We start from the raw sequence: 18,965 nt of genomic DNA, 5'->3' as shown, positions 1-18,965 counted from the left end.
AGGCGTCGCGGAGTCGCGAAACAGGTAAACCGTACCCTGTCGAAAAGGCGTCCATGAAGGAGTACAAGATGCGTCGTGGGGAGACGCTCGAAGAGCGAATTCCGGACATGAAAGCGACGGTCGAAGACTACTTCGGCCCCATCACCGGCACCGAGGAGTTCAAGGGAAGCGACCTCTACGTCGTCGGCGAACCCAAGAACCCCGTGTTCACCCGCATCGTCGCCGGCGCGGTCAAGTACAGCGGCAAGAAGGACAAGCTCGCGGTCAACTTCGAGGAGGCCGACCCGGCCGACCTCGCTCCCGAAGACCTCGAAGCCGCGGGCGAGGCCGTCAGCGCGAAAAACGACTTCCTCCTTGAGGCGACGGGCCGCGACGCGAAGTCCCGCCGCGATTCGATGAAGCGCGCGGTCGAAGACGACGCGCCCGACGTCTGAGCCGTTCGACGCGACCCGATTTTCTCGCGTACCCGAGCGTCGAGCGGCCGCGCCGCCGGCGAAACGTACATAGTGCTAGCACGTGACGCTCCGGCTGACAGCGACCTCGCCAGCCACGAACACGAATTTTTATTTCGATTGTGAGTAAAAATCTCCGGCACGGTTAAGTGATGCCGGGACGAACGGGTTGGTATGGCTATCGAAACTATCCTGCTCGCGATCGGCGCGGGCGACGCCGACCGAATCGACAGACTCGCCGAAGAGACCATCGACGTGGCCGGACCGACCGGCGCGACGGTCGTCATCGGGCACGTCTTCACGAGAGACGAGTACGACGACGCGCTCGACAACCTCGATTTCGACATCACGGCCGAGGAGGTTTCGGCGGACGACGTGGCCCGACGACACGCCACCGTCCGCGAACTCACGCGCCGCTTCGACGAGGCGGACGTCGACTACGTCATCCACGGCCGAGTCGGCCACCACGGCGAGAAGCTCGTCGAACTCGCGGGCGAGGTCGGCGCCGACCGCCTCGTCGTCGGCGGTCGGAAGCGCTCGCCGACCGGTAAGGCCGTCTTCGGGAGCGTCGCACAGGAGGTCATGCTCGAAGCGCCGTGCCCCGTGACGTTCGTCCGCGCGGACACGAAGTGACGGTCCGCGGGCGGCGCGAGCCCTGATCTCCCCGGCTCTCGCAGGCAACTACATATCTTAGCGCGCCGTCAGCTTCCGCATGGACCACTCCATCGACTACCGCCCGTCGTTCGCCCTCCTCACCGTCTCGCTCGACGAGGGCGAGTCGCTCCGGTCGGAGGCCGGCGCGATGGTCAGCTACTCCGACGGTATCGATATCGAGACGAACGCGAACGGCGGCCTGTTCGGGTCGCTCAAGCGGAGCGTCCTCGGCGGCGAGTCGTTCTTCCAGAACACGTTCAGCGCGCGGCAGGCGGGGGAGGTCTCCCTCGCGCCCCCGCTTCCGGGCGACATCGTCCACCACGGTCTCGCCGACGAGACGCTGTACGTCCAGTCCGGGTCGTACCTCGCTTCGGACCCCGTTCTCGACCTCGATACCTCCTTCGGCGGGGCGAAGACGTTCTTCGGCAGCGAGGGGCTGTTCCTGCTCAAACTGACCGGCACCGGCGACTGTTTCCTGTCGAGCTACGGGGCCATCCACGAGGTCGAACTCGGCGACGGCGAGCGCTACACGGTCGACACCGGCCACATCGTCGCCTTCGACGAGACGACGGACTTCTCGGTCGAGCGCGTCGGCGGCCTGAAGTCCACCCTGTTCAGCGGCGAGGGACTCGTCTGTACCTTCACCGGGCCGGGGACCGTCTGGACGCAGTCGCGCAGCATGGACTCGTTCCTCTCGTGGCTCATCCCCAAACTCCCGACCAACAACTCCGCGTGATCCCGAACCGAGAGTTACATCGCCGCGAGTAAATCTGCCGAAAATCCCGCTTAGTTAAGTGGTGGGCGCATCCCTATGGGAACGATGGCGTACTACGTGGGCGTCGACCTGGGGGCGACGAACGTCCGTTCCGTGGTGGGCGACGACGAGGGAACGATCCTCGGGGAAGCCCGTGACAACACACCGCGCGGCCCGACGGGAATCGCGGTCACCGAGGCGGTCCTCGGCGTCGTCCGCGAGGCGTGTGCCGAGGCGGGCATCGACCCGAGCGACGCGGTCGCGGCCGGCATCGGCGCGATCGGCCCGCTCGACTTGGCCGAGGGCGCGGTCGAGAACCCGGCGAACCTCCCGGACACCATCGACCGCATCCCGCTGACCGGTCCCCTCTCGGTGCTGTTGGAGACGGACGAGGTGTACCTGCACAACGACACGAACGCCGGCGTCATCGGCGAGCGGTTCCACTCCGACCGCAACCCCGACGACATGGTGTATCTCACCATCTCCTCCGGTATCGGCGCGGGCGTCTGCGTCGACGGGCACGTCCTCGCCGGCTGGGACGGCAACGCCGGCGAGGTCGGTCACCTGACGCTCGACCCGAACGGCTTCATGACGTGCGGGTGCGGCCACAACGGCCACTGGGAGGGCTACTGCTCGGGGAACAACATCCCGAAGTACGCCCGCGAACTCCACGAGGAAGACCCGGTCGACACCGCCCTTCCCGTCTCCGACCCCGACTTCTCTGCGGTCGACGTGTTCGAACACGCCGGCGAGGACGAGTTCGCCGACCACATCATCAGCCAACTGGGCCACTGGAACGCGATGGGCGTCGCCAACATCGTCCACGCGTACGCGCCGCTCATCATCTACGTCGGCGGCGCGGTCGCGCTCAACAACCCGGACCTCGTGTTAGAGCCCATCCGCGAGCAGATGAGCGAGATGGTCATGTCGAACATCCCCGAGATTCAACTGACGACGCTCGGCGACGAGGTCGTGGTCGAGGGGGCGTTGGCGAGCGCGATGACCGGTGGCACCGGTGACCGGTCTCGACTGTGATGTCGAGACGACTCACCGGTGGTAGCGCAGGCGGAACTGGCGACCGCTCGCGGCTGTGAGGTCGAGACGACACGCGGTGGTCGCGCAGGGGAACCGGCGACCGACCGCGATTACAACACGGCGGTTCGTCTCTCCGCCATCGAATTATCTCGATTGATACTCGGTGGCGCAGTCTTATAACCCCCGTCGAGAAACGCGATGACGTGCACCCGACGACGCCGAGTCATTCGGCGCATCGGTCGGCGCGTTCCCGTTCTCGTCGAACCGCACGGTGCACGGGCGTTCCACCGGAAGCCTAGAACGGGACCGGTCGACACCCCCCACCACCATCGTCGACCGACCGACGCTCGGCGTCGCCGGCTGGTTGGCCCGTCGTCGCGGGCGGCGCGACTGAGGGGAACGGCTCCAGCGCCGCCTCGCCGCCTCGTCTCCTCGCCGCCCCGCGTGGTTCCCGCGTCGAATCTATCACGAACGACCGAGACAGCCTTTCTCTCGTCGGCCGGCGCGGTGGGAGAACCGTTTCATTCTAATCCGTGGGGTTCGAAGCATCGGGGTATGAGCGACGAGTCGGAGAGCCTCAAAGAGCGCGTCGAGACGTGGATGGTCGGTCAGATGCCGATTATCCAGATGCACGGCGGCAACAGCGTCGTGCGCAAGGCCGATGCGGAATCGGGGGAAGTCGTCGTCGAACTCGGGGGCGCGTGCGCCGGGTGCGGCATCTCGAACATCACCGCCCAGAACATCCAGTCGGACCTCATCATGACGTTCGACGAGGTGACCGACGTGCAGGTCAAGGTCCCCAGTTCCGGCGACCACGGCAGCAGCACCGTCGAGGGCGGCCGCGGCGGCGAACTGCAGTACGGCGACGAGGGACCGGGGCACTTCTAACCCACCTTTTTTCACGGGGTCCTCGGCAACTTCGTTGCCTCGAACCCCGCCAAAAAATCTGGACCAAAAAGGCGGCTACTCCCTTCGGTCGTAGCCGTACTGTTCCCTCCGACACGAGCGCCCCGTTCCGCGGTTCTCAATACGTATCCAGCCGTGTCGGCCGTGACCATATTGGTCTTTTTCACGCTCGCTCTCCGCGTGGCCTTCGCGGGGTGTTCGTCTGCCGGCCCAGATATCGGCCGCCGACGCCTCCCGCCACCACGACGACCGAGCCCTCCCCGGCAACGACGACTGACCGTCTTCCGAAGTTGCGACGCCTACCCCGACAGCGCCGACTCCAGACTCGACGCCACCGACCGCGCCTTCTCGGCCAGTTCTTCCGAGATGTGGCCGGCCTCGACGGCCGCGTCGAGTTCGTCGTCGTCGACCCGCTCGACCGTCCCGTCGGCGTGTTTCACCACGTCGACGTGCAGGTCGATATATCGAATCTCGTCGGGGAAGCACTCGACGGGCGTGCAGATGTTGACGTAGGTCCCCTTGACCGCGCCCTCTGAATCGCGGTACACCGTCGGATACCACCAGCGTCCCTCGCGGAACTTCGTGACCGCGACGTCGCCGGACTCGCGGTCGACGCCGAGGGCGTCGTAGGTGCCGCCGCCGGTCATGCCGCGCCGGAGTTCGACGGTTCCCTCGGGGTCGCGCTCCGTCACCTCGCCGGAGCCGAGCGTGATGAGCCGACCGTCAGGTTTCCCGTGGCCGATTTCCACGTCGTCGCCTTCGAGCGGGCCGAACTGCGCGGTCACCACGTCGAAGGGGAACTCGCCGTCGCCGACCGACCCGCAGAGCGCCTCCGCGAGGTCGACGCCGGCGGAGGCCTTCGGCGAGGCGGCCTTCGTCCGGTGGTGGCCGGGCATCGTCGTCTCGACGGCCCGGCGCTGGGAATCGAGTTCGAACCTCGTCTCGCGGCCGAACCAGACCCACGTCGTCGCGGTTGGAGCCGCGACCGCCCGCGGGGCGTCGACGGGGTCTGAGAGCGCCTCGTCGAGTTCCGCGGCGACCTCGGCCGCCCGGTCGAGCGCGTCGTTCAGGGCGCTCATGTCGGCGTCGACGGCGTCGCGGTGCCAGCGGATGCCCCAGCCCTCGGGCGGGTCGCCGCCGAGGAGGTCCGTCATGCCCGCCAGTTCGCGGGCGGCGGCCTCGTCGCGGGTGTCGACGCGGACGCCCTCCGAATCCGGTTCGAGGGTCGCCAGCCCCGCGACGGCGCGGACGTCGCCGGTCAGTTCGGCGCGGCGGGAGGCCCACGGCGGGGCCGACTCGGCGACCTGCACGCGGACCTCGTCGCCGACTTCCACGTGCCCGTCGAAGTCGCCGTACGAGAGGTAGCCCTCGGTCTCGCCGAGGTCGCACACCGCGCCGCCGCCGAGGGTGTCGGTCACGCGGGCGTCGAACACCGCGCCGGTCGGCGCGGGGTCGTCCCACGCGAAGGTGTCGACGCCGAGGTCTGAGAGGCGCTCCGTGGCCGTTTCGACCGCCTCGGGCGCGCCGGTCGCGCCGACGCCCTGCCGGTTCCGCGTCGTCTCGACCGACACGTCGTGGTCCGACGAGTCGAACTCGGCGTCGAAGCGCTCGCGAATCGGGCCGGACGCCTGCACCACGTCGTGGCCGGCGTCGAGGAAGAGGCTCGTGAGCGCGGTGGCGTAGATGCCGCGGACGCGGACCCTCATAGCTCGTCGGCGTCGCGGGCGAAGGTGACGCGGGCGTCGACCGTCGGGCCGAGCGTCAGTTCGACCTTCTCGTCGGTGAGCACGCGGCCGCCCTCGATGGGGACGCCCCACGAGTCGAACTTGAGGTAGCCGCGGAGCTCCGCGCCGTGAGTGTAGAGGTCGACGTGGTCGACGGCGTGTTCCTGCACGTCGCTCGCGCTGTGGGCCATCTCCATGTCGGAGTAAAACGTCCCGCCGTCGCCGAAGAACGCGGCGATGGCGTCTGCGTCCGATTCGACTGCGTCGCTCACGAGGTCCGACGCGGCCCGGAGGTCGTCGGTGTCGAGGCCGACCTCGCGGAGCGCCGCCTGTTCGCGGGGGTCGAAGTGCATACCCGCCCTTCGGAGCGGAGGCATTAACGTCGTGCGGTCGGTCGTCGGCCGCCAGCCACTCGACCGTCAGCGGTTCGGCCGCTCGCGGGATGCCGTGGCCGAAGCTATTACCAGATGCGATACCCTTTACCCCACGTGATGGACCAGCAGGACCCAGTCGAGCAGGCGTCCGACGGATCGGCCGACCTCTACGACATCGCGACGTGGGAGGAACGAACCTCGGTTGACGGGCTCGCGGTCGCGCTCTACCGGGTGCTGGTCGCGTCGACCCGCGCGCTGGTCGTTCTCGCCGCGCTCCTCATCCTCGTCGGTATCGGCGGCCTGTCGGCGCTCACCGACCCGCAGGTCGGCGCGCTCACCCTGCTGTCGGCGCTCCCGGCGCTCGCGCTCGCCGGCTACGTCTACTACTCCGACGTGACCGACGACGAACCGCTGTCGATGCTCGTGGTGACGTTCCTCCTCGGCGTCCTCACCGCCACGTTCGCCGCGATTCTCAACTCGCTTCTGAGCAACGTTGGCCAGACTATCGCGGCCGAGTTCCAGTTGGCGCTCGGCTTCCTCGGCAGCGCCGTGTTCTACTTCCTCGTCGTCGGCCCGGTCGAAGAGACCGTCAAGCTCCTCGCGGTCAGGCTGTACGCCTACTCCCACGACAGCTTCAACGCCGTCATCGACGGGGCCGTCTACGGGGCGATGGCCGGCCTCGGTTTCGCCACCATCGAAAACGCCCTGTACATCACCCGCAACCTCACCTCGTCGGGGCTCGACGTCGGCTCCGGCGGCGTCGGCATCATCGCCGCCGGCGGAACGATTACCGCGGTCCGGGCGCTCGCCGGGCCGGGGCACGTCATCTACTCGGCCATCGCGGGCTACTACCTCGGTCTCGCCAAGTTCAACAAGGAGAACGCCGGTCCGATCGTCATCAAGGGCCTCGTCCTCGCGGCGCTGGTCCACGCGACGTACAACTCGACGGTCGGCATCGGGTCGACCGTCATCGCGGGGATAACCGGCCTCGGCGGTCTCGCGGCCTTCCTCGTCTACGTCATCATCTACGACGGCGTCTTCGGGCTCTACCTCATCGGGAAGCTCCGCCGCTACAGTCGGGCCTACCACCGCGCCCACGCCCCCGGTCCGAGCGCGGCGTCGTTCAGCTCCGAGCAGACGGAGTTCGAGGACTGAGTCAGCGAGACGTGCGAACCGGTCGCCTACTCGGCGACCAACCGCTCGGCGTAGCCGTCGAGCATCGATTCGACGTACTTCGCCACCACGTCGACCTCGACGTGAATCGGGTCGCCGACCTCCTTTTCCGAGAGCGTCGTCAGGTCGTAGGTCGTCGGGATGATGGCCACGGCGAAGGAGTCCCCGCGGCGGTCGGCCACGGTGAGGCTGATGCCGTCGAGACAGACCGAGCCCTTCTGGACGACGTACTTCGCCAGTGACTCGGGGAGGTCGAACTCGAAGAACCAGTCGTCGCCGACGCGCTCGACGTTCGTGACCGTCGTCGTGCCGTCGACGTGTCCCTGGACGATGTGGCCGTCGAAACGGTCGTCGGCCGCGAGGGCCCGTTCGAGGTTGACGCGGTCGCCCTCGACGACGTCGCCGAGGTAGGTCTTCTCGACCGTCTCCGCCGCGAGGAACACCTCGAACCAGTCGTCGCCGAACGCCTCGACGGTCAGACAGACGCCCGAGACCGCGATTGACTGGCCGTGGTGGAGGTCGTCGAACGCGAGGTCGGTCCGGATGCGGAGGCGGCGACCACCGTCGGCGTCGGTCACGTCGACGATTTCGCCCGGCCCCTCCACGATTCCCGTGAACATACCGCGGCTTCGGACGGGTGAAGTTAATGCCTATCGTTTCCGTTCTCTATCACGTTTCTGTGACGATCTCGCCCATACAATTTTACGCTCGTCGTCCGGAGAGTCGGTATGGACGTTCTGGCTCGCCTGCGGAGCAGTTTCGTCACGGGTCTCATTCTCGTCACCCCGCTGGCCGTGACCGTGTTCGTCCTCCAGTTCGCGTTCAACCGCATCACCGCCGCGCTCCGCCCGGTCGTCCGTCAGGTGACGCCGTTCCTCGCCGATGCGCTCAACTACTCCGGCGACATCGTCCTCATCTCGCAGGTGCTGTCGGCGCTCGTCATCGCCGTGGCCGTCTCGCTTCTCGGCTACCTCGCGTCGATGAGCCTCGGCCAGCGGCTCTTCGGGAGCTTCGAGCGCGGCGTTCGGCTCCTCCCGCTCGTCCGCACCATCTACTTCGGCGTCCGGCAGGTGTCGGAGTCGCTCACCGAACCGACCGCCGGCTACGACCGCGTGGTGCTGGTCGAATACCCGCGCGAGGGGCTGTTCTCAATCGGCTTCGTCACCAACGAGGCCCCGCCGTCGGTCTCCGAGGTCTCCGACGACGACCTGTTTACCGTGTTCGTCCCGCACAGCCCGAACCCGACCGCCGGCGCGCTCATCATGGTCTCGCCCGACGAGATTCGCGAACTCGACATGCCGGTCCGACGCGGCCTCCGGCTTCTCGTCACCACGGGCCTGAGCGTCGACGACCCGGAGACGCTCCCGTCGGGGCCGGCGGGCTACGACCCCTCGAACGGCGAGGACGGCGTCCGGGCGGAGACTGACCAGCGTCGCAACGCGGGCGAGAGCCGAGCCGAGTGACCTAGACCCCCCACAAGAGGACGATACCGGCCGTCGTGACGACCGTGAGAAGAAGCTGGAGCGGCGCGCCCACGCGGAGATAGTCGGTGAAGCGGTAGCCGCCCGGCCCGTACACCATCAGGTTCGTCTGGTAGCCGATGGGCGTCATGAACGCCGTGCTCCCGCCGAAGGTGACCGCGAGGGCGAAGCCGAAGGGGTCGGCACCGAGGCCGAACGCGGTGTCGATGGCGACCGGGAGCATGAGGACGACGCTCGCGACCGGCGTGATGACGTTCGCCAACAGCCCCGTGAGCAGGTAGAACGCGGCGAGCACGACGACGACGGGCAGGTAGGTCGCGGCGACGCCGACGAACTCCGAGAGGAGCGCGACGCCGCCGGTCAGCTGGAGCGCCTGCCCGAGCGGAATGACGCCCGCGAGGAGGAAGATGACGTTCCAGCTCACCGCGCCGTAGGCGTCGCTCGCCGAGAGACAGCCGAGCGTGACCATCGCGGCGACGCCGCCGAGCGCGGCGATGGCGATGGGCACGACGCCGAGCGCGGCCAGTCCGATGACCGCCGCGATGACGGCGAACGCGCGGAACGACGTCGGTGACAGTCCGCCGTTGTCCTCGATGAACTCGTCTGCGACCTCGCTGGTCACGACGAAGTCGCCGCTGTCGCGGAGGTATCGCGCCGTCTCGTTCGTCGTCTGGAGGAGCAGTGAGTCGCCGACTTGGAGTTCCACGTCTCTGAAGTGCTCGCGGATGAGGTCGCCGCCGCGCCGACGGACCGCGAGCACCGTCGCGTCGTAGCGCTCGCGGAGTCGCGCGCCGCCGATGGTCTCGCCGACGAGGCCGGACTCGCGGGGGACGACGAGTTCGACGAGCGCCACGCGCTCGGGGCGGTCGAGTTCGGCGTCGGTGACCGACGCGCGCGGGAGGAACCGCAGGTCCGCGAGGTCGCAGAAGCGCCGAATCGTCGCCGGGTCGCCCCGGATGGTCAGGATGTCCCGCGACTCGACCTCGCGGTCGGAGTCGGCCGCGATGAAGTGCTCACCGCCGCGGAGCACGTCGAGGATGTCCACGTTGAGGTCGCGGTAGGTGTCGTCGGAGACCTCGCCCGCCGGGATGCCGACGAGCGGCGACCGCGCGGGGACGAGCACGCGGGCGAGAAACGGCTCGACGCCGTAGTTCCCGGTTCGGTTTCCGGGCTCGATTCGCTCGGGAAGGAGCCGCGGCGCGACCGTCAGGAGGTAGCCCGCGCCGACGACGAACACCACCGCACCGAGGGGCGTAAACGTGAACATCGAAAACGGCGGCAACCCGGTCGCCGCGGCGTAGGCCTCGCTGGCGACGAGGTTCGTCGCCGTCCCGACGAGCGTGAGCGTGCCGCCGAGCATCGAGGCGTACGAGAGGGGAATGAGGAGCTTCGACGGCGAGACGTTCGCCTGGTCGGCGAGGTCCGAGACCATCGGCACGAACACCGCCACGACCGGCGTGTTGTTCACGACGCCCGCGACGGGGCCGGTGAGGCCGACGACCGCGGCGAGCAGTCGGGACTCGCTCCCGTTCGTAAACGAGGCGACCGCGTCGCCGAGGACGCGAATCGCGCCGGTCTGTCGCACCCCCTCGCTGAGGGCGTACATCGAGAGGACGGTGATGGTCGCGGCGCTCGAAAACCCCGACAGCCCCGTCTGGAGGTCCACCCGCGTCCACGGTTCGAGGACGACGAGCGCGACGATGACGCCGATTGCCGTCACGTCCGGCGGGGCCGCCTCCGTCACGAAAAGCGCCATCGTGACGACGACGAGCGCGAAGACGACGAGCATCCCGGACGTGACGGCGACCATGCTGGCAGTCGATTCGGAGGCGGCTTAATGCTACCCCGCGCGACGGTCGGCCGCGGCGACGGGTCGCCCGGCTCCCACCTCTCAAACGACGCGCTCGTCCGACCGCCGGTCGCGACGCTTTTAGTCGCCCGCGGAGTATCCTCGGGCGATGCGACTCGGAATCCTGGAGATGGTCGGTCTCGCGGCGACCCTCATCTTCGCCATCCCCGTCGGCGGCTTCGGCCTCACGCTCCTCGCCGACGGGCGGACCGCCTTCGGCGGCGCGATGCTCCTTCTCGCGGTGCTCATGGTCGCGCTCCCGAAGTTCCTCACCATGCCGCAGGACGTCCCCTCGCTCGCGGCCGAGAAAGTCATCGGCGGCGTCGCAAAAGACCCGGACGACGACGAGTAACTACCAGCGACTCGGGTCGAGGCCGGTCGGCGCGTCGCCCAGCAGTCGCGGGCCGTCTTCGCCGACGACCAGCACGTCGGTCAGTTCGACCCGGCCGTGGTCCGGGTGCGTGACCGCGGCGCGGACCCGCAGGACGTTGCCGGCGACGAGTTCGCGGTCGCCGTCGAGCGGCGGGACCTCGCGGGCCGCGATGCCGATGCCGCCGCCGACGTCTCTGGTCACCTCGTCGGCCATCGAGAAGCCGAACGCGGCGGTCTCCGCGCGGAGCTCGCTCCCGAGGAAGCCGGCGTCGTCGCCGGGGTCCGCCTCGACCAGACTGACCTTTCTGGCGGCGTCGCAGGCGACGTGCGCCCGGCGCTCCCACCCGCCGTCGGGGTCGACGACGAACGTGCGAGCCAGCGCGCCGCGGTAGCCCGTCGGGCCGCGCGGGCCGACCGCGACGACTATCGGCTCGCCCGGCCGGAGTTCGACCGGTTCGTTCCCGTCGCCGCGGGTTCCCGCTCGGACCGCCGTCGCGCCCGCGGCATCGACGCCCTCGGCCGCGAGCGTCGCGTTCACCTGCCGGCGGAGTCGCTCGGTCGACAGCGGCGCGCCGTCCCAGCGGAGGGCGGGCCGGTCGTCGTCACCGTCGCCGCCGTCGTCTTCACGACCGCTGTCGCCGTCGCCGCCGTCGCCGTCGGTGGCTTCCTCACCCGTCGCCGCCGCCAGTATCGCGGCCGCGCGACCGACGCCGCGAGTCGCCGCGCGCTGGGCGGCCTCGATTGCGTCGCGCTCGGCGGCGTCTTTCACCGCGCGGGCGGCTTCGACCGCCGCGGTCGACGCGAGGTCGTAGCCCGCCGATTCGAGGTGGAGCGCGGCGTCGTGCGGAATCGTCCGGGGCGCGAGGACGGTCCCTTCGGGAGCGCCGTGTTCCGCGAGGACGGCCGCGGCGGCCTTCCCCGGCGGCCTGTCGTCGACGCGGACCGAGGCGACCGACAGCGACGGCGGTTCGACGGTCGAGGGGACCCGGAGATGCGTCTCGCCGTCGACGCGGACGAACGCGAGGTCGCAGTCGAACTCGCGGCCGGTGAGGTAGCGACTCGTCGGGTCTGAGCCGCGGGAGACGGCGACGAAGCCGACGGCGTCTCGCTCGGAAACGGCGGCGTCGATGGCGTCGCCGCCGCGCGGACCGCTCCGCACGGGACGTTACGCCTCGGGTTCGGGCGCGGGCGGTTCCTGCGCGGCGTCGACGAGTTCCTGCGCGGGTGCCTCCCGAATTTCGTCGTGGAGCAGGACGCTGATGGGCAGCGTCGGCGCGCCGGTGACGAGGTTTTCGAGGACGATGAGGCGCTCGCGGGCGCGGGACATCCCGACGTAGAAGACGCGGCGCTCGTTGTCGGTGATGAGCGGGACGGGACTCGTCGTCGAGGTGAACTCCTCGATACCGCGGGCTTCGAGTTCCTCGTCGGAGACGGAGGCGGCCATCTGTTCGACGACCTTCTCGGTCAGGTCGGTCGCCATGAACACGTGGTCGGCCTCGCGACCCTTCGCGGAGTGGATGGTGCCGACGCGGACGCGACTCGGGTCCATCCCCTCGTAGTCGCCGCCGAAGTACGCGTCGACGGACTTGCGCTGGAAGCTCGTCACCTTGCGGACCATGTCGCTCGCGGACGAACTGTCCGGAGCGAACGGCGCGAAGTTCTTGATCTCCTTCGGCGTGAACTCGATGTTCGTGATGTCGTCGACGCCGACTTCCTCCTGTCTGTCGTCGATGGCGTCGAAGAGGTCGTCGCGGTCGTTCGTGCCGAACGCGGAGTCTTGGAGCATGTCCGCGAGGCGGCGCGCCTCCAGCCCGTCGACGGGCTCTTCGGCGTCGAGCGCCTCGACCGCGCGGACGTACTGCGTGAGGCGGTCGGTCCACATGCGCTGGTCGGTCAGCGTCGAGAAGGGGATGCCCGACGGGAGGAACTCATCGATGAACTGGAACATCTGGTAGCGCGCGCGGAACAGCACCATCACGGTGCCTTCGTCTTTCTCGACGGTGTAGCGGACGTTCCGGGCGAGTTCGAGCATCGACGGGCTCTCGACGGCCTCGACCGCGCCGCCTTCCTTGCGGGGTTTGAGGTCCTTCTCCTGACGCTTGTCGATGTGGCGAATCTCCCGGTTGACGACGTTGAGGACGTTCGACGGGAGCCGGTAGGAGTTCGGGAGCACCACGTCCTCGTCGCGTTCGGCGTCGAGGAGGAGGTTCGGGTCGGCGCCCTGCCACGCGTAGACGACCTGGTCGTCGTCGCCGGCGATGAGGACGCCCCGCATGTGGGGCTTCCACTCCTCGTACACGTCGTACTGGAGGGTCGTGATGTCCTGGAACTCGTCGATGACGAGGTAGTCGACGTTGGGGACGAGCGCGCGCTGCTTGACGCGTTCGAGCATGTCAGCGAATCCGACCAGCCCGTGTTCGCCCTTGTAGGCGCGCCACGCGCGGATGGCCTCGGGGATGTCGATGCGGTCGTCGTCGGAGGGCCACGTCGGCGTGTACTTGTTGCCCTCCTGTGCGTTCGGGTCGACTTCCGGCGGGAGGCGGACCTCCTCGACGTTCCACTGGAACGGCACGTCGTACCAGTCGGAGACGTCGCGGCGGGTGCGCTGGAGCCACTGGCTCGTGGCGATAATCTTGTTCCCGATGGTGGTCGAGCGGGCGGTCCGGCGGCCCGCACCGCCGTACTCGTCTTCGAACTCGATGCCGTAGTCCTCGCAGAACTCCTGTTTGTCGCTCTCGCCGACCACGTCGTTCCGCGAGAGACTCAGCAGTTCGTACGCTTTCGCGTGCATCGTCGAGACGTTCCCCTTCAGCGACCGCGGGTTGATGTCGAGCCGCTCCGCGAGCCGGTCGCGGACCTCGGCCGCCGCGGCTCGGGTGTAAGAGACAACGAGAATGTCGCGGATGGTGACGCCGTCTTGTTCGAGAATCTCCTCGACCTTGTCGAGCAAGGCCGTGGTCTTCCCGCTTCCCGGGCCGCCGAACAGCCGGGTGACGGTCACGTCGGATTCGCTCATTGTGCACGTTCACGGTCTTATCGGTGATAAGCGACGTGCTTCGGACGAGGGCGAACGCGCCCGGAGTAGCGTACTCGCCGGGCGTTCGCGAACGGCTCACCGAGCGGGTGAAAACCGTCGAGAACAGGTGCTCGTGGCTTGGTCAGTTCGGACGCGTCAGGCCTCCGGCACCCACCCGCAGACGGAGCAGGTCGCCGCGCCCATGTCGTGCAGGGCCCCGCAGTCGGGACACTGCAGCTTGTTATAGGATCGGTCCCAGCGTGCCGGTTCTGTCTCGTGACCGCGGTCGGCCAAGAACTGGTCGAACAAGTCGTCACTGGGTGCTGAGGCCATACATGGTATGATATGCCATACCCCTATTTAGTTCCTACGACGACTCCGAGCCGTCGAAAACCGGGTGACTGCGCCGGACTGTCCGTCTCGTCTACAGGTCGTACAGCGACCCGTATTTCGACTCGACGTAGTCGAGGAAGTCGTCGGCGGCGAAGTCCTCGCCGGTCGCCCGCTTCACGAGGTCGTTGGTCTCGTAGCGGCGACCATGCTGATGGATGTGCTCGCGGAGCCACTCGCGGAGGTCGCCGAACTCGCCGTCGGCCAGCTTCCCGTCGAGGTCGTCGATGTCCGCCTCGGCGGCCGAAAACAGTTGGGCGGCCATGATGGACCCGAGCGAGTAGGTCGGGAAGTAGCCGAAGTTCCCGTACGCCCAGTGGATGTCCTGCAGACAGCCCTCGGAGTCGGTGTCCGGGCGGATTCCGAGGTACTCCTCGTACTTGTCGTTCCACGCCTCCGGCACGTCCTCGACTGCGAGGTCGCCGGCGATGAGGTCGCGTTCGAGTTCGAACCGGATGACGATGTGCAGGTGGTAGGTCAGCTCGTCCGCCTCGACGCGGATGAGGTTGTCGTCGTACACCTGATTGGCGGCCTCGTAGGCCTCCTCGACCGTCGCGTCGACCTCCGGGAACCGGTCTTCGAGCGTGGGCAGGAAGTGCCGCCAGAAGCCCCGCGAGCGCCCGACGTGGTTCTCCCAGAGCCGCGACTGCGACTCGTGGACAGAGAGGTTGCGGTTCTCGCCGAGCGGCGTCGCGTAGTGCTCGTCCGGCAGGCCGAGCGTGTACAGCGCGTGGCCGAACTCGTGGACGGTCGAGAACAGCGACCCGAGCACGTCGGACTCGTCGTAGCGGGTGGTCACCCGGGCGTCGAACTGCGTCCCCGACGAGAACGGGTGCGGGGCGGTGTCGAGGCGGCCGCGCTCCCACGGGTAGCCGAGCGTCGTGAGCGCGTCGCGGACGAGCGCTTCCTGGTCCTCTTCGGGGAACTCGCCCTCGAAGGCGTCCACCGCGAGGTCGACGTCGGACTCGCGGATGTCCTCTATCATCGGGACGAGCACCTCGCGCACCTCGGCGAGAATCTCCTCGGCCTGTTCGAGGGGCAGACACGGCTCGTAGTCCTCGAACAGCACCTCGTAGGGGTCGCGGTCGGGGTCGATGTGCTCGGCGTACTCCCGCTTCAGTTCGACGTGCTTCTCCAGATGGGGGGCGAACGTCTCGAAGTCGTCTTCGGCCTTCGCCTGCTTCCACGCCGGGATGGCCTCCGACGACGCCGCGGAAATCTTCTCGACGAGGTCGTTCGGCACGCGGGCCGCCCGCTCGTAGTCGCGGCGGAGTTCGCGCAGCACGTCGGCCTGCTCGTCGGTCGGGTCGTCGGCCTCGGCCGCGTCGAGCAGGTCGCCGAACTCGTCGTCGGTCAGGAGTTCGTGGCTCAGGGCGGAGAGCGCGGACATCTGCTGAGAGCGCGCGGGCGTCCCCTCGTCGGGCATCATGACCTGCTGGTCCCACGAGAGGATGCCGCCGGCGTTCTCGACGTTGGCGATTCGCTTGTACTTCGTGAGGAGCCGGTCGTACGCCGACTCCGAGTCGGATTCCGCGGAGGACTGTGCCATGGTACGAACGGTGGTCTCGGAGGCGTATTAAACCGCAGGAGGCGGGTATCGGTGCGGGTGTTTCGAGATTCGTCCGCGACCGGTCGCTCACACTCCGCCGACGCGACAGCCGACACCGACGACGTCGCAATCGACAACGCAACAGCCGTGACCAACACCGCGAAAGCCCCCGCGAGCGACGGCTCCCGCGGCGACGCGCGCTCCTCGGCCTCCGGCCTGCGGTGCTCACGCCGCCGGGGTTCGCCCTCGCTCGCGGCCCCTTTCAGTCCCGCCCGGTGGTTTGTCGGGCGTCGTCGCGGGTTGAGTGTTCAGGCGTCGTCGCGGGCGGGGTTGGCGGCTCTCACCAGCCTTCCACGAGGTCACGGTACGTCTCGTAACACCGCGCCAGCACGTCGAGCGACACGCTCTCGTCTCTCGTGTGCGCCTCGCCGGGCTCCGAGGGGCCGTAGACGACGCAGGTCGTACCTGCCTGCGCCAACCACCCGGCGTCGGTCGCGTGGGGCTTCGTCGTCTGTTCCGGCTCCGCGTCGCCGCGGGCCTCGTGGACCGACCGGGCGGCGTCGAGGACGCGCTCGGCGAAGTCGGCGTCGTCGCACGCCATCGGCGGGAGGTCCTGTTCGACGACCCACTCGACGCCCTCGATTTCCGCCGCCAGCGCGAGGTCGGCGAAGCCGCCGGGGACGGTCCGCTCGTCGATGGTCACCTCGCAGCGGTCGGGGATGACGTTCCACGCGCTCCCGCCGTCGATTTCGGTGACGGCGAGGCTCCCCGAGACGGGGCGGCCGAGGACCTCGGCGTCCGGCACCGAGAGGCCGCGGACCACGTCCACGGCGTCGGTCGCGCGGTAGACGGCGTTCTCGCCGCGCTCGGGTTCGCTGGCGTGGCAGGCGGTCCCGGACGCGACGAGGGTGCTCGCCCGACGGCCCCGATGGGCGACGACCACGTCCGTCCGGTCGGGGCCGGTGTAGTTCGTCGAGCCCTCGGCGACGACGGCGTAGTCGAGTTCGAGGCCGTCGTCGAGGGCCGCGCGGACGCCCTCCCCGCCGATTTCCTCGCCGACGAACGAGGCGAAGACGACCTCCGAATCGGCGTCTGCGGCCGCGTCGCGGAAGGCGAGCATCGAGGCGGCGACGGCCCCTTTCATGTCCGCCGCCCCGCGGCCGTAGAGGCGGCCGTCGCGGGTCTCGACCACGTAGTCGCCGCCGTCTGTGGTCTGTCGGTCGGCCGGCGGGACCACGTCGTGGTGGCCGACGAGTGCGAGCGATTCGCCGACGCCGGGGTTGACGCGGGCGACGACGTTCCCCGCGTCGTCTCTGGTCACGTCGGCGTCGGTCTCCCCGCGGAGCCACGATTCGATGCGGTCGCCGGCGGCGGTCTCGTCCTCGTGGCTCGGCACCGACACGAGCGCCGCCGCGAGGTCGCGGAGTTCGTCCATGCCGGCCCGTCGAAGGGTCGCCTCAAAAGCGTGTGGCGTCCGGCAGTCCGCGCGTGGCCCCGCCGCGACCGCGGTCGGGCACCGTCCCGCGGCCGCCGGTAGTTATCAGATTCCGAGAACGCGCGACCCGGCTTATTGCGCGTTCCTCGCACGTCCGAGTATGCGACTCGTCTCGACGTACGAACGGTTGCTCCGGGGAAGCATGGACGCGCTCGGCATCTCGGGCTCGGTCGAGAGAAAAGTCGTCGCCGCCGTCGCCATCCAGTTCGCGGTCTCGCTCGCGCAGGCCGCGCTCCCGTGGGTCGCAACCGGCGCGTTTCGACTCGAACTCTCGGGGCTCCTCCTGTTCGGTGCCGGCCTCGCGTTCGTCAACACGATTATCATCACGCGAAAGGACATCGTCTCGCCCATCGAGTCTCTCTCGTCGGCGGCCGCGGGCGTCGCGGCGGGCGACCTGTCGACCCGTCCCCCGGACGTGACCGGGAGCGACGAGGTGGCCCGACTCGCCGACGACTTCGGCGCGATGCACGACCACCTCTGCGTCGTCGCCTCGCAGGCGGGGGCGCTCGCCGACCAGCGGTTCGACGACCCGGCGCTCGACGAGGACCTGCCGGGCGAGTTCGGCGACGCGCTCGACCGGATGCAGCGCGACCTCGCCGACTACACGCGCAACCTCCAGCACCTCGTGGAGGCGTTCGCGGAGGCGACCTCGCGGGCGCAGGCGGGCGACCTCACCGCCACCATCGACACCGACGACTGGGGCGTCGACGACGAGCGATACGCGGAGGTCGCGGCGACTTACAACGACCTCGTCCGCACCCTCTCGTCGACCATCGGCGAGGTGCAGTCGTTCGCACAGGAGGTGTCGCGGATGAGTTCGACCGCCCGCGAGCACGTCCGCCGGGCCGACGCCGCCAGCGAGGAAGTCGCCGCCTCGGTCACCGAAATCTCCGACGGCGCGGGGGCGCAGACCGACCACCTCCAGACCGTCTCCGACGAACTCAACACGCTCTCTGCGACCGTCGAGGAGATAGCCGCCTCCGCCGACGAGGTCGCGATCACCGCCGAGACGGCCTCCGAGCGCGGCGAGGTCGGCCGCGACGCGGCGACCGAGGCGATGGAGGAGTTAGACACGGTGGAGGCCCGCATCGACCGCACCGCCGACGCCGTCGCCGAACTCACCGAGAGCATCGAGGAGATTGACGAAATCGCGGCGTTCATCGAGCACGTGGGCTCGCAGACCGACCTGCTCGCCATCAACGCGGCCATCGAGGCCGCCCACGCGGGCGAGGCGGGCGACGGCTTCGGCGTCGTCGCAGAGGAGGTCAAGTCGCTCGCCGAGGAGACCCGCGACTCGGCCGACGAGGTGTCCGGCCTCATCGCCGACATCACCGAACACTCCGAGGAGACGCTCGCCGACGTGCGGGAGATGAACCGGCAGGTCGCCGACAGCCTGGAGACCGTCACCGAGGCCATCGGCGAGTTCGAGAGCATCGTGGACATGGTGACGGACATCGACGCCAGCGTGGCCGAGGTGAGCGCCGCGACCGACCAGCAGGCCGAGTCGGCGGCGGACATCGCCGCCCGCGTCGACGACGTGGCGAACATCTCCGAGGAGACCGCCGGGCAGTCGCGGACCGTCGTCGAGACCGCACGGGAGCAGTCCGAGTCCATCGGCGACCTCGCGGACCAGACCGAGGTGCTGTCGTCGCAAGCCGCCGACCTCGACGGCCTCGTCGAGTCGTTCGAGGTCGTCGACGGGGAGCGGGCGGTCGCGCCCGGCGACGACTGAGTCGAGGGC

General features: G+C 68.9%; 18 protein-coding genes. 9 read left to right on the top strand and 9 right to left on the bottom strand.

What is annotated here, in order from left to right:
• The first annotated feature begins 53 nt into the window (after window positions 1-53).
• The 5 genes from BN996_RS12875 (at window position 54) to BN996_RS12855 (ending at window position 3,783) form a co-directional block, all read left to right on the top strand.
• Window positions 54-434: a DUF5611 family protein gene (locus tag BN996_RS12875; protein WP_004969086.1), complete on the top strand. Its 381-nt coding sequence runs from the start codon at window positions 54-56 to the stop codon at window positions 432-434.
• A 192-nt stretch (window positions 435-626) separates the two neighbouring features.
• A complete protein-coding gene (locus tag BN996_RS12870; protein WP_089779573.1) occupies window positions 627-1,085 on the top strand; it encodes a universal stress protein in 459 nt (152 codons plus the stop codon).
• Between the two features lie 79 nt (window positions 1,086-1,164).
• On the top strand, window positions 1,165-1,842 hold the full coding sequence (locus BN996_RS12865) for a TIGR00266 family protein (protein WP_089779571.1): 678 nt from the start codon (window positions 1,165-1,167) through the stop codon (window positions 1,840-1,842).
• Window positions 1,843-1,926: 84 nt separating this feature from the next.
• Complete coding sequence (locus tag BN996_RS12860) at window positions 1,927-2,895, top strand: ROK family protein (protein ID WP_089779569.1); 969 nt, start codon at window positions 1,927-1,929, stop codon at window positions 2,893-2,895.
• 555 nt (window positions 2,896-3,450) lie between these two features.
• Window positions 3,451-3,783: a NifU family protein gene (locus BN996_RS12855; protein ID WP_004969091.1), complete on the top strand. Its 333-nt coding sequence runs from the start codon at window positions 3,451-3,453 to the stop codon at window positions 3,781-3,783.
• A gap of 317 nt (window positions 3,784-4,100) precedes the next feature.
• Here BN996_RS12855 and BN996_RS12850 read toward each other — a convergent pair whose 3' ends face one another.
• Together BN996_RS12850 and BN996_RS12845 are read right to left on the bottom strand one after the other, a co-directional pair.
• The gene (locus BN996_RS12850) at window positions 4,101-5,507 is read right to left on the bottom strand and encodes a ribonuclease FAU-1 family protein (protein WP_089779567.1); all 1,407 of its coding nucleotides are present in this window, start codon (window positions 5,505-5,507) and stop codon (window positions 4,101-4,103) included.
• Window positions 5,504-5,878, bottom strand: a complete 375-nt coding sequence (locus BN996_RS12845) for a DUF7532 family protein (RefSeq protein ID WP_089779564.1) — start codon at window positions 5,876-5,878, stop codon at window positions 5,504-5,506. The genes BN996_RS12850 and BN996_RS12845 overlap by 4 nt, the downstream gene beginning before the upstream one ends.
• Before the next feature lie 138 nt (window positions 5,879-6,016).
• Between BN996_RS12845 and BN996_RS12840 the strand changes: the two genes are divergently transcribed.
• Window positions 6,017-7,054, top strand: a complete 1,038-nt coding sequence (locus BN996_RS12840; RefSeq protein ID WP_089779562.1) for a PrsW family intramembrane metalloprotease — start codon at window positions 6,017-6,019, stop codon at window positions 7,052-7,054.
• Between the two features lie 26 nt (window positions 7,055-7,080).
• Here the strand turns inward: BN996_RS12840 and BN996_RS12835 are convergent, their stop codons facing one another.
• Complete coding sequence (locus BN996_RS12835; protein ID WP_089779560.1) at window positions 7,081-7,692, bottom strand: riboflavin synthase; 612 nt, start codon at window positions 7,690-7,692, stop codon at window positions 7,081-7,083.
• Between the two features lie 108 nt (window positions 7,693-7,800).
• Here BN996_RS12835 and BN996_RS12830 point away from each other — a divergent pair, with 108 nt between their 5' ends.
• On the top strand, window positions 7,801-8,535 hold the full coding sequence (locus tag BN996_RS12830; RefSeq protein ID WP_089779559.1) for a DUF502 domain-containing protein: 735 nt from the start codon (window positions 7,801-7,803) through the stop codon (window positions 8,533-8,535).
• Window position 8,536: 1 nt separating this feature from the next.
• Here BN996_RS12830 and BN996_RS12825 read toward each other — a convergent pair whose 3' ends face one another.
• On the bottom strand, window positions 8,537-10,363 hold the full coding sequence (locus tag BN996_RS12825) for an SLC13 family permease (RefSeq protein WP_007274951.1): 1,827 nt from the start codon (window positions 10,361-10,363) through the stop codon (window positions 8,537-8,539).
• 148 nt (window positions 10,364-10,511) lie between these two features.
• Here BN996_RS12825 and BN996_RS12820 point away from each other — a divergent pair, with 148 nt between their 5' ends.
• On the top strand, window positions 10,512-10,754 hold the full coding sequence (locus BN996_RS12820; protein WP_089779557.1) for a DUF7533 family protein: 243 nt from the start codon (window positions 10,512-10,514) through the stop codon (window positions 10,752-10,754).
• Here BN996_RS12820 and BN996_RS12815 read toward each other — a convergent pair whose 3' ends face one another.
• From BN996_RS12815 to BN996_RS12800, 5 genes are all read right to left on the bottom strand, one after another.
• A complete protein-coding gene (locus BN996_RS12815; RefSeq protein WP_089779555.1) occupies window positions 10,755-11,933 on the bottom strand; it encodes a M24 family metallopeptidase in 1,179 nt (392 codons plus the stop codon).
• A gap of 6 nt (window positions 11,934-11,939) precedes the next feature.
• Window positions 11,940-13,790 carry a UvrD-helicase domain-containing protein gene (locus BN996_RS12810; protein ID WP_089779553.1) on the bottom strand — a complete coding sequence of 617 codons (1,851 nt, stop codon included), beginning with the start codon at window positions 13,788-13,790 and terminating at the stop codon, window positions 11,940-11,942.
• A 156-nt stretch (window positions 13,791-13,946) separates the two neighbouring features.
• Entirely contained in the window at window positions 13,947-14,123 is a 177-nt protein-coding gene (locus BN996_RS20745) for an HVO_0416 family zinc finger protein (protein WP_305037588.1), read from the bottom strand.
• 91 nt (window positions 14,124-14,214) lie between these two features.
• Window positions 14,215-15,729 carry a carboxypeptidase M32 gene (locus BN996_RS12805; protein WP_089779551.1) on the bottom strand — a complete coding sequence of 505 codons (1,515 nt, stop codon included), beginning with the start codon at window positions 15,727-15,729 and terminating at the stop codon, window positions 14,215-14,217.
• Window positions 15,730-16,069: 340 nt separating this feature from the next.
• The gene (locus BN996_RS12800) at window positions 16,070-17,164 is read right to left on the bottom strand and encodes a M20 family metallopeptidase (protein ID WP_089779549.1); all 1,095 of its coding nucleotides are present in this window, start codon (window positions 17,162-17,164) and stop codon (window positions 16,070-16,072) included.
• A gap of 160 nt (window positions 17,165-17,324) precedes the next feature.
• Between BN996_RS12800 and BN996_RS12795 the strand changes: the two genes are divergently transcribed.
• Complete coding sequence (locus BN996_RS12795; RefSeq protein ID WP_089779547.1) at window positions 17,325-18,956, top strand: methyl-accepting chemotaxis protein; 1,632 nt, start codon at window positions 17,325-17,327, stop codon at window positions 18,954-18,956.
• Window positions 18,957-18,965 lie beyond the last annotated feature (9 nt).

The organism is Haloferax massiliensis (genome assembly GCF_001368915.1).
GTDB lineage: Archaea > Halobacteriota > Halobacteria > Halobacteriales > Haloferacaceae > Haloferax > Haloferax massiliensis.
The sequence above is the reverse complement of the archived record's forward strand: the minus strand, read 5'-3'. Positions and strand labels throughout refer to the sequence as shown.

Coding starts and splice junctions, on each gene's coding strand:
- BN996_RS12830 (WP_089779559.1), top strand. CDS start 7,801: ATGGACGTTCTGGCTCGCCTGCGGAGCAGTTTCGTCACGGGTCTCATT.
- BN996_RS12865 (WP_089779571.1), top strand. CDS start 1,165: ATGGACCACTCCATCGACTACCGCCCGTCGTTCGCCCTCCTCACCGTC.
- BN996_RS12795 (WP_089779547.1), top strand. CDS start 17,325: ATGCGACTCGTCTCGACGTACGAACGGTTGCTCCGGGGAAGCATGGAC.
- BN996_RS12855 (WP_004969091.1), top strand. CDS start 3,451: ATGAGCGACGAGTCGGAGAGCCTCAAAGAGCGCGTCGAGACGTGGATG.
- BN996_RS12870 (WP_089779573.1), top strand. CDS start 627: ATGGCTATCGAAACTATCCTGCTCGCGATCGGCGCGGGCGACGCCGAC.
- BN996_RS12875 (WP_004969086.1), top strand. CDS start 54: ATGAAGGAGTACAAGATGCGTCGTGGGGAGACGCTCGAAGAGCGAATT.
- BN996_RS12840 (WP_089779562.1), top strand. CDS start 6,017: ATGGACCAGCAGGACCCAGTCGAGCAGGCGTCCGACGGATCGGCCGAC.
- BN996_RS12810 (WP_089779553.1), bottom strand. CDS start 13,790: ATGAGCGAATCCGACGTGACCGTCACCCGGCTGTTCGGCGGCCCGGGA.
- BN996_RS20745 (WP_305037588.1), bottom strand. CDS start 14,123: ATGGCCTCAGCACCCAGTGACGACTTGTTCGACCAGTTCTTGGCCGAC.
- BN996_RS12860 (WP_089779569.1), top strand. CDS start 1,927: ATGGCGTACTACGTGGGCGTCGACCTGGGGGCGACGAACGTCCGTTCC.
- BN996_RS12835 (WP_089779560.1), bottom strand. CDS start 7,692: ATGTTCACGGGAATCGTGGAGGGGCCGGGCGAAATCGTCGACGTGACC.
- BN996_RS12845 (WP_089779564.1), bottom strand. CDS start 5,878: ATGCACTTCGACCCCCGCGAACAGGCGGCGCTCCGCGAGGTCGGCCTC.
- BN996_RS12820 (WP_089779557.1), top strand. CDS start 10,512: ATGCGACTCGGAATCCTGGAGATGGTCGGTCTCGCGGCGACCCTCATC.
- BN996_RS12805 (WP_089779551.1), bottom strand. CDS start 15,729: ATGGCACAGTCCTCCGCGGAATCCGACTCGGAGTCGGCGTACGACCGG.
- BN996_RS12800 (WP_089779549.1), bottom strand. CDS start 17,164: ATGGACGAACTCCGCGACCTCGCGGCGGCGCTCGTGTCGGTGCCGAGC.
- BN996_RS12825 (WP_007274951.1), bottom strand. CDS start 10,363: ATGGTCGCCGTCACGTCCGGGATGCTCGTCGTCTTCGCGCTCGTCGTC.
- BN996_RS12850 (WP_089779567.1), bottom strand. CDS start 5,507: ATGAGGGTCCGCGTCCGCGGCATCTACGCCACCGCGCTCACGAGCCTC.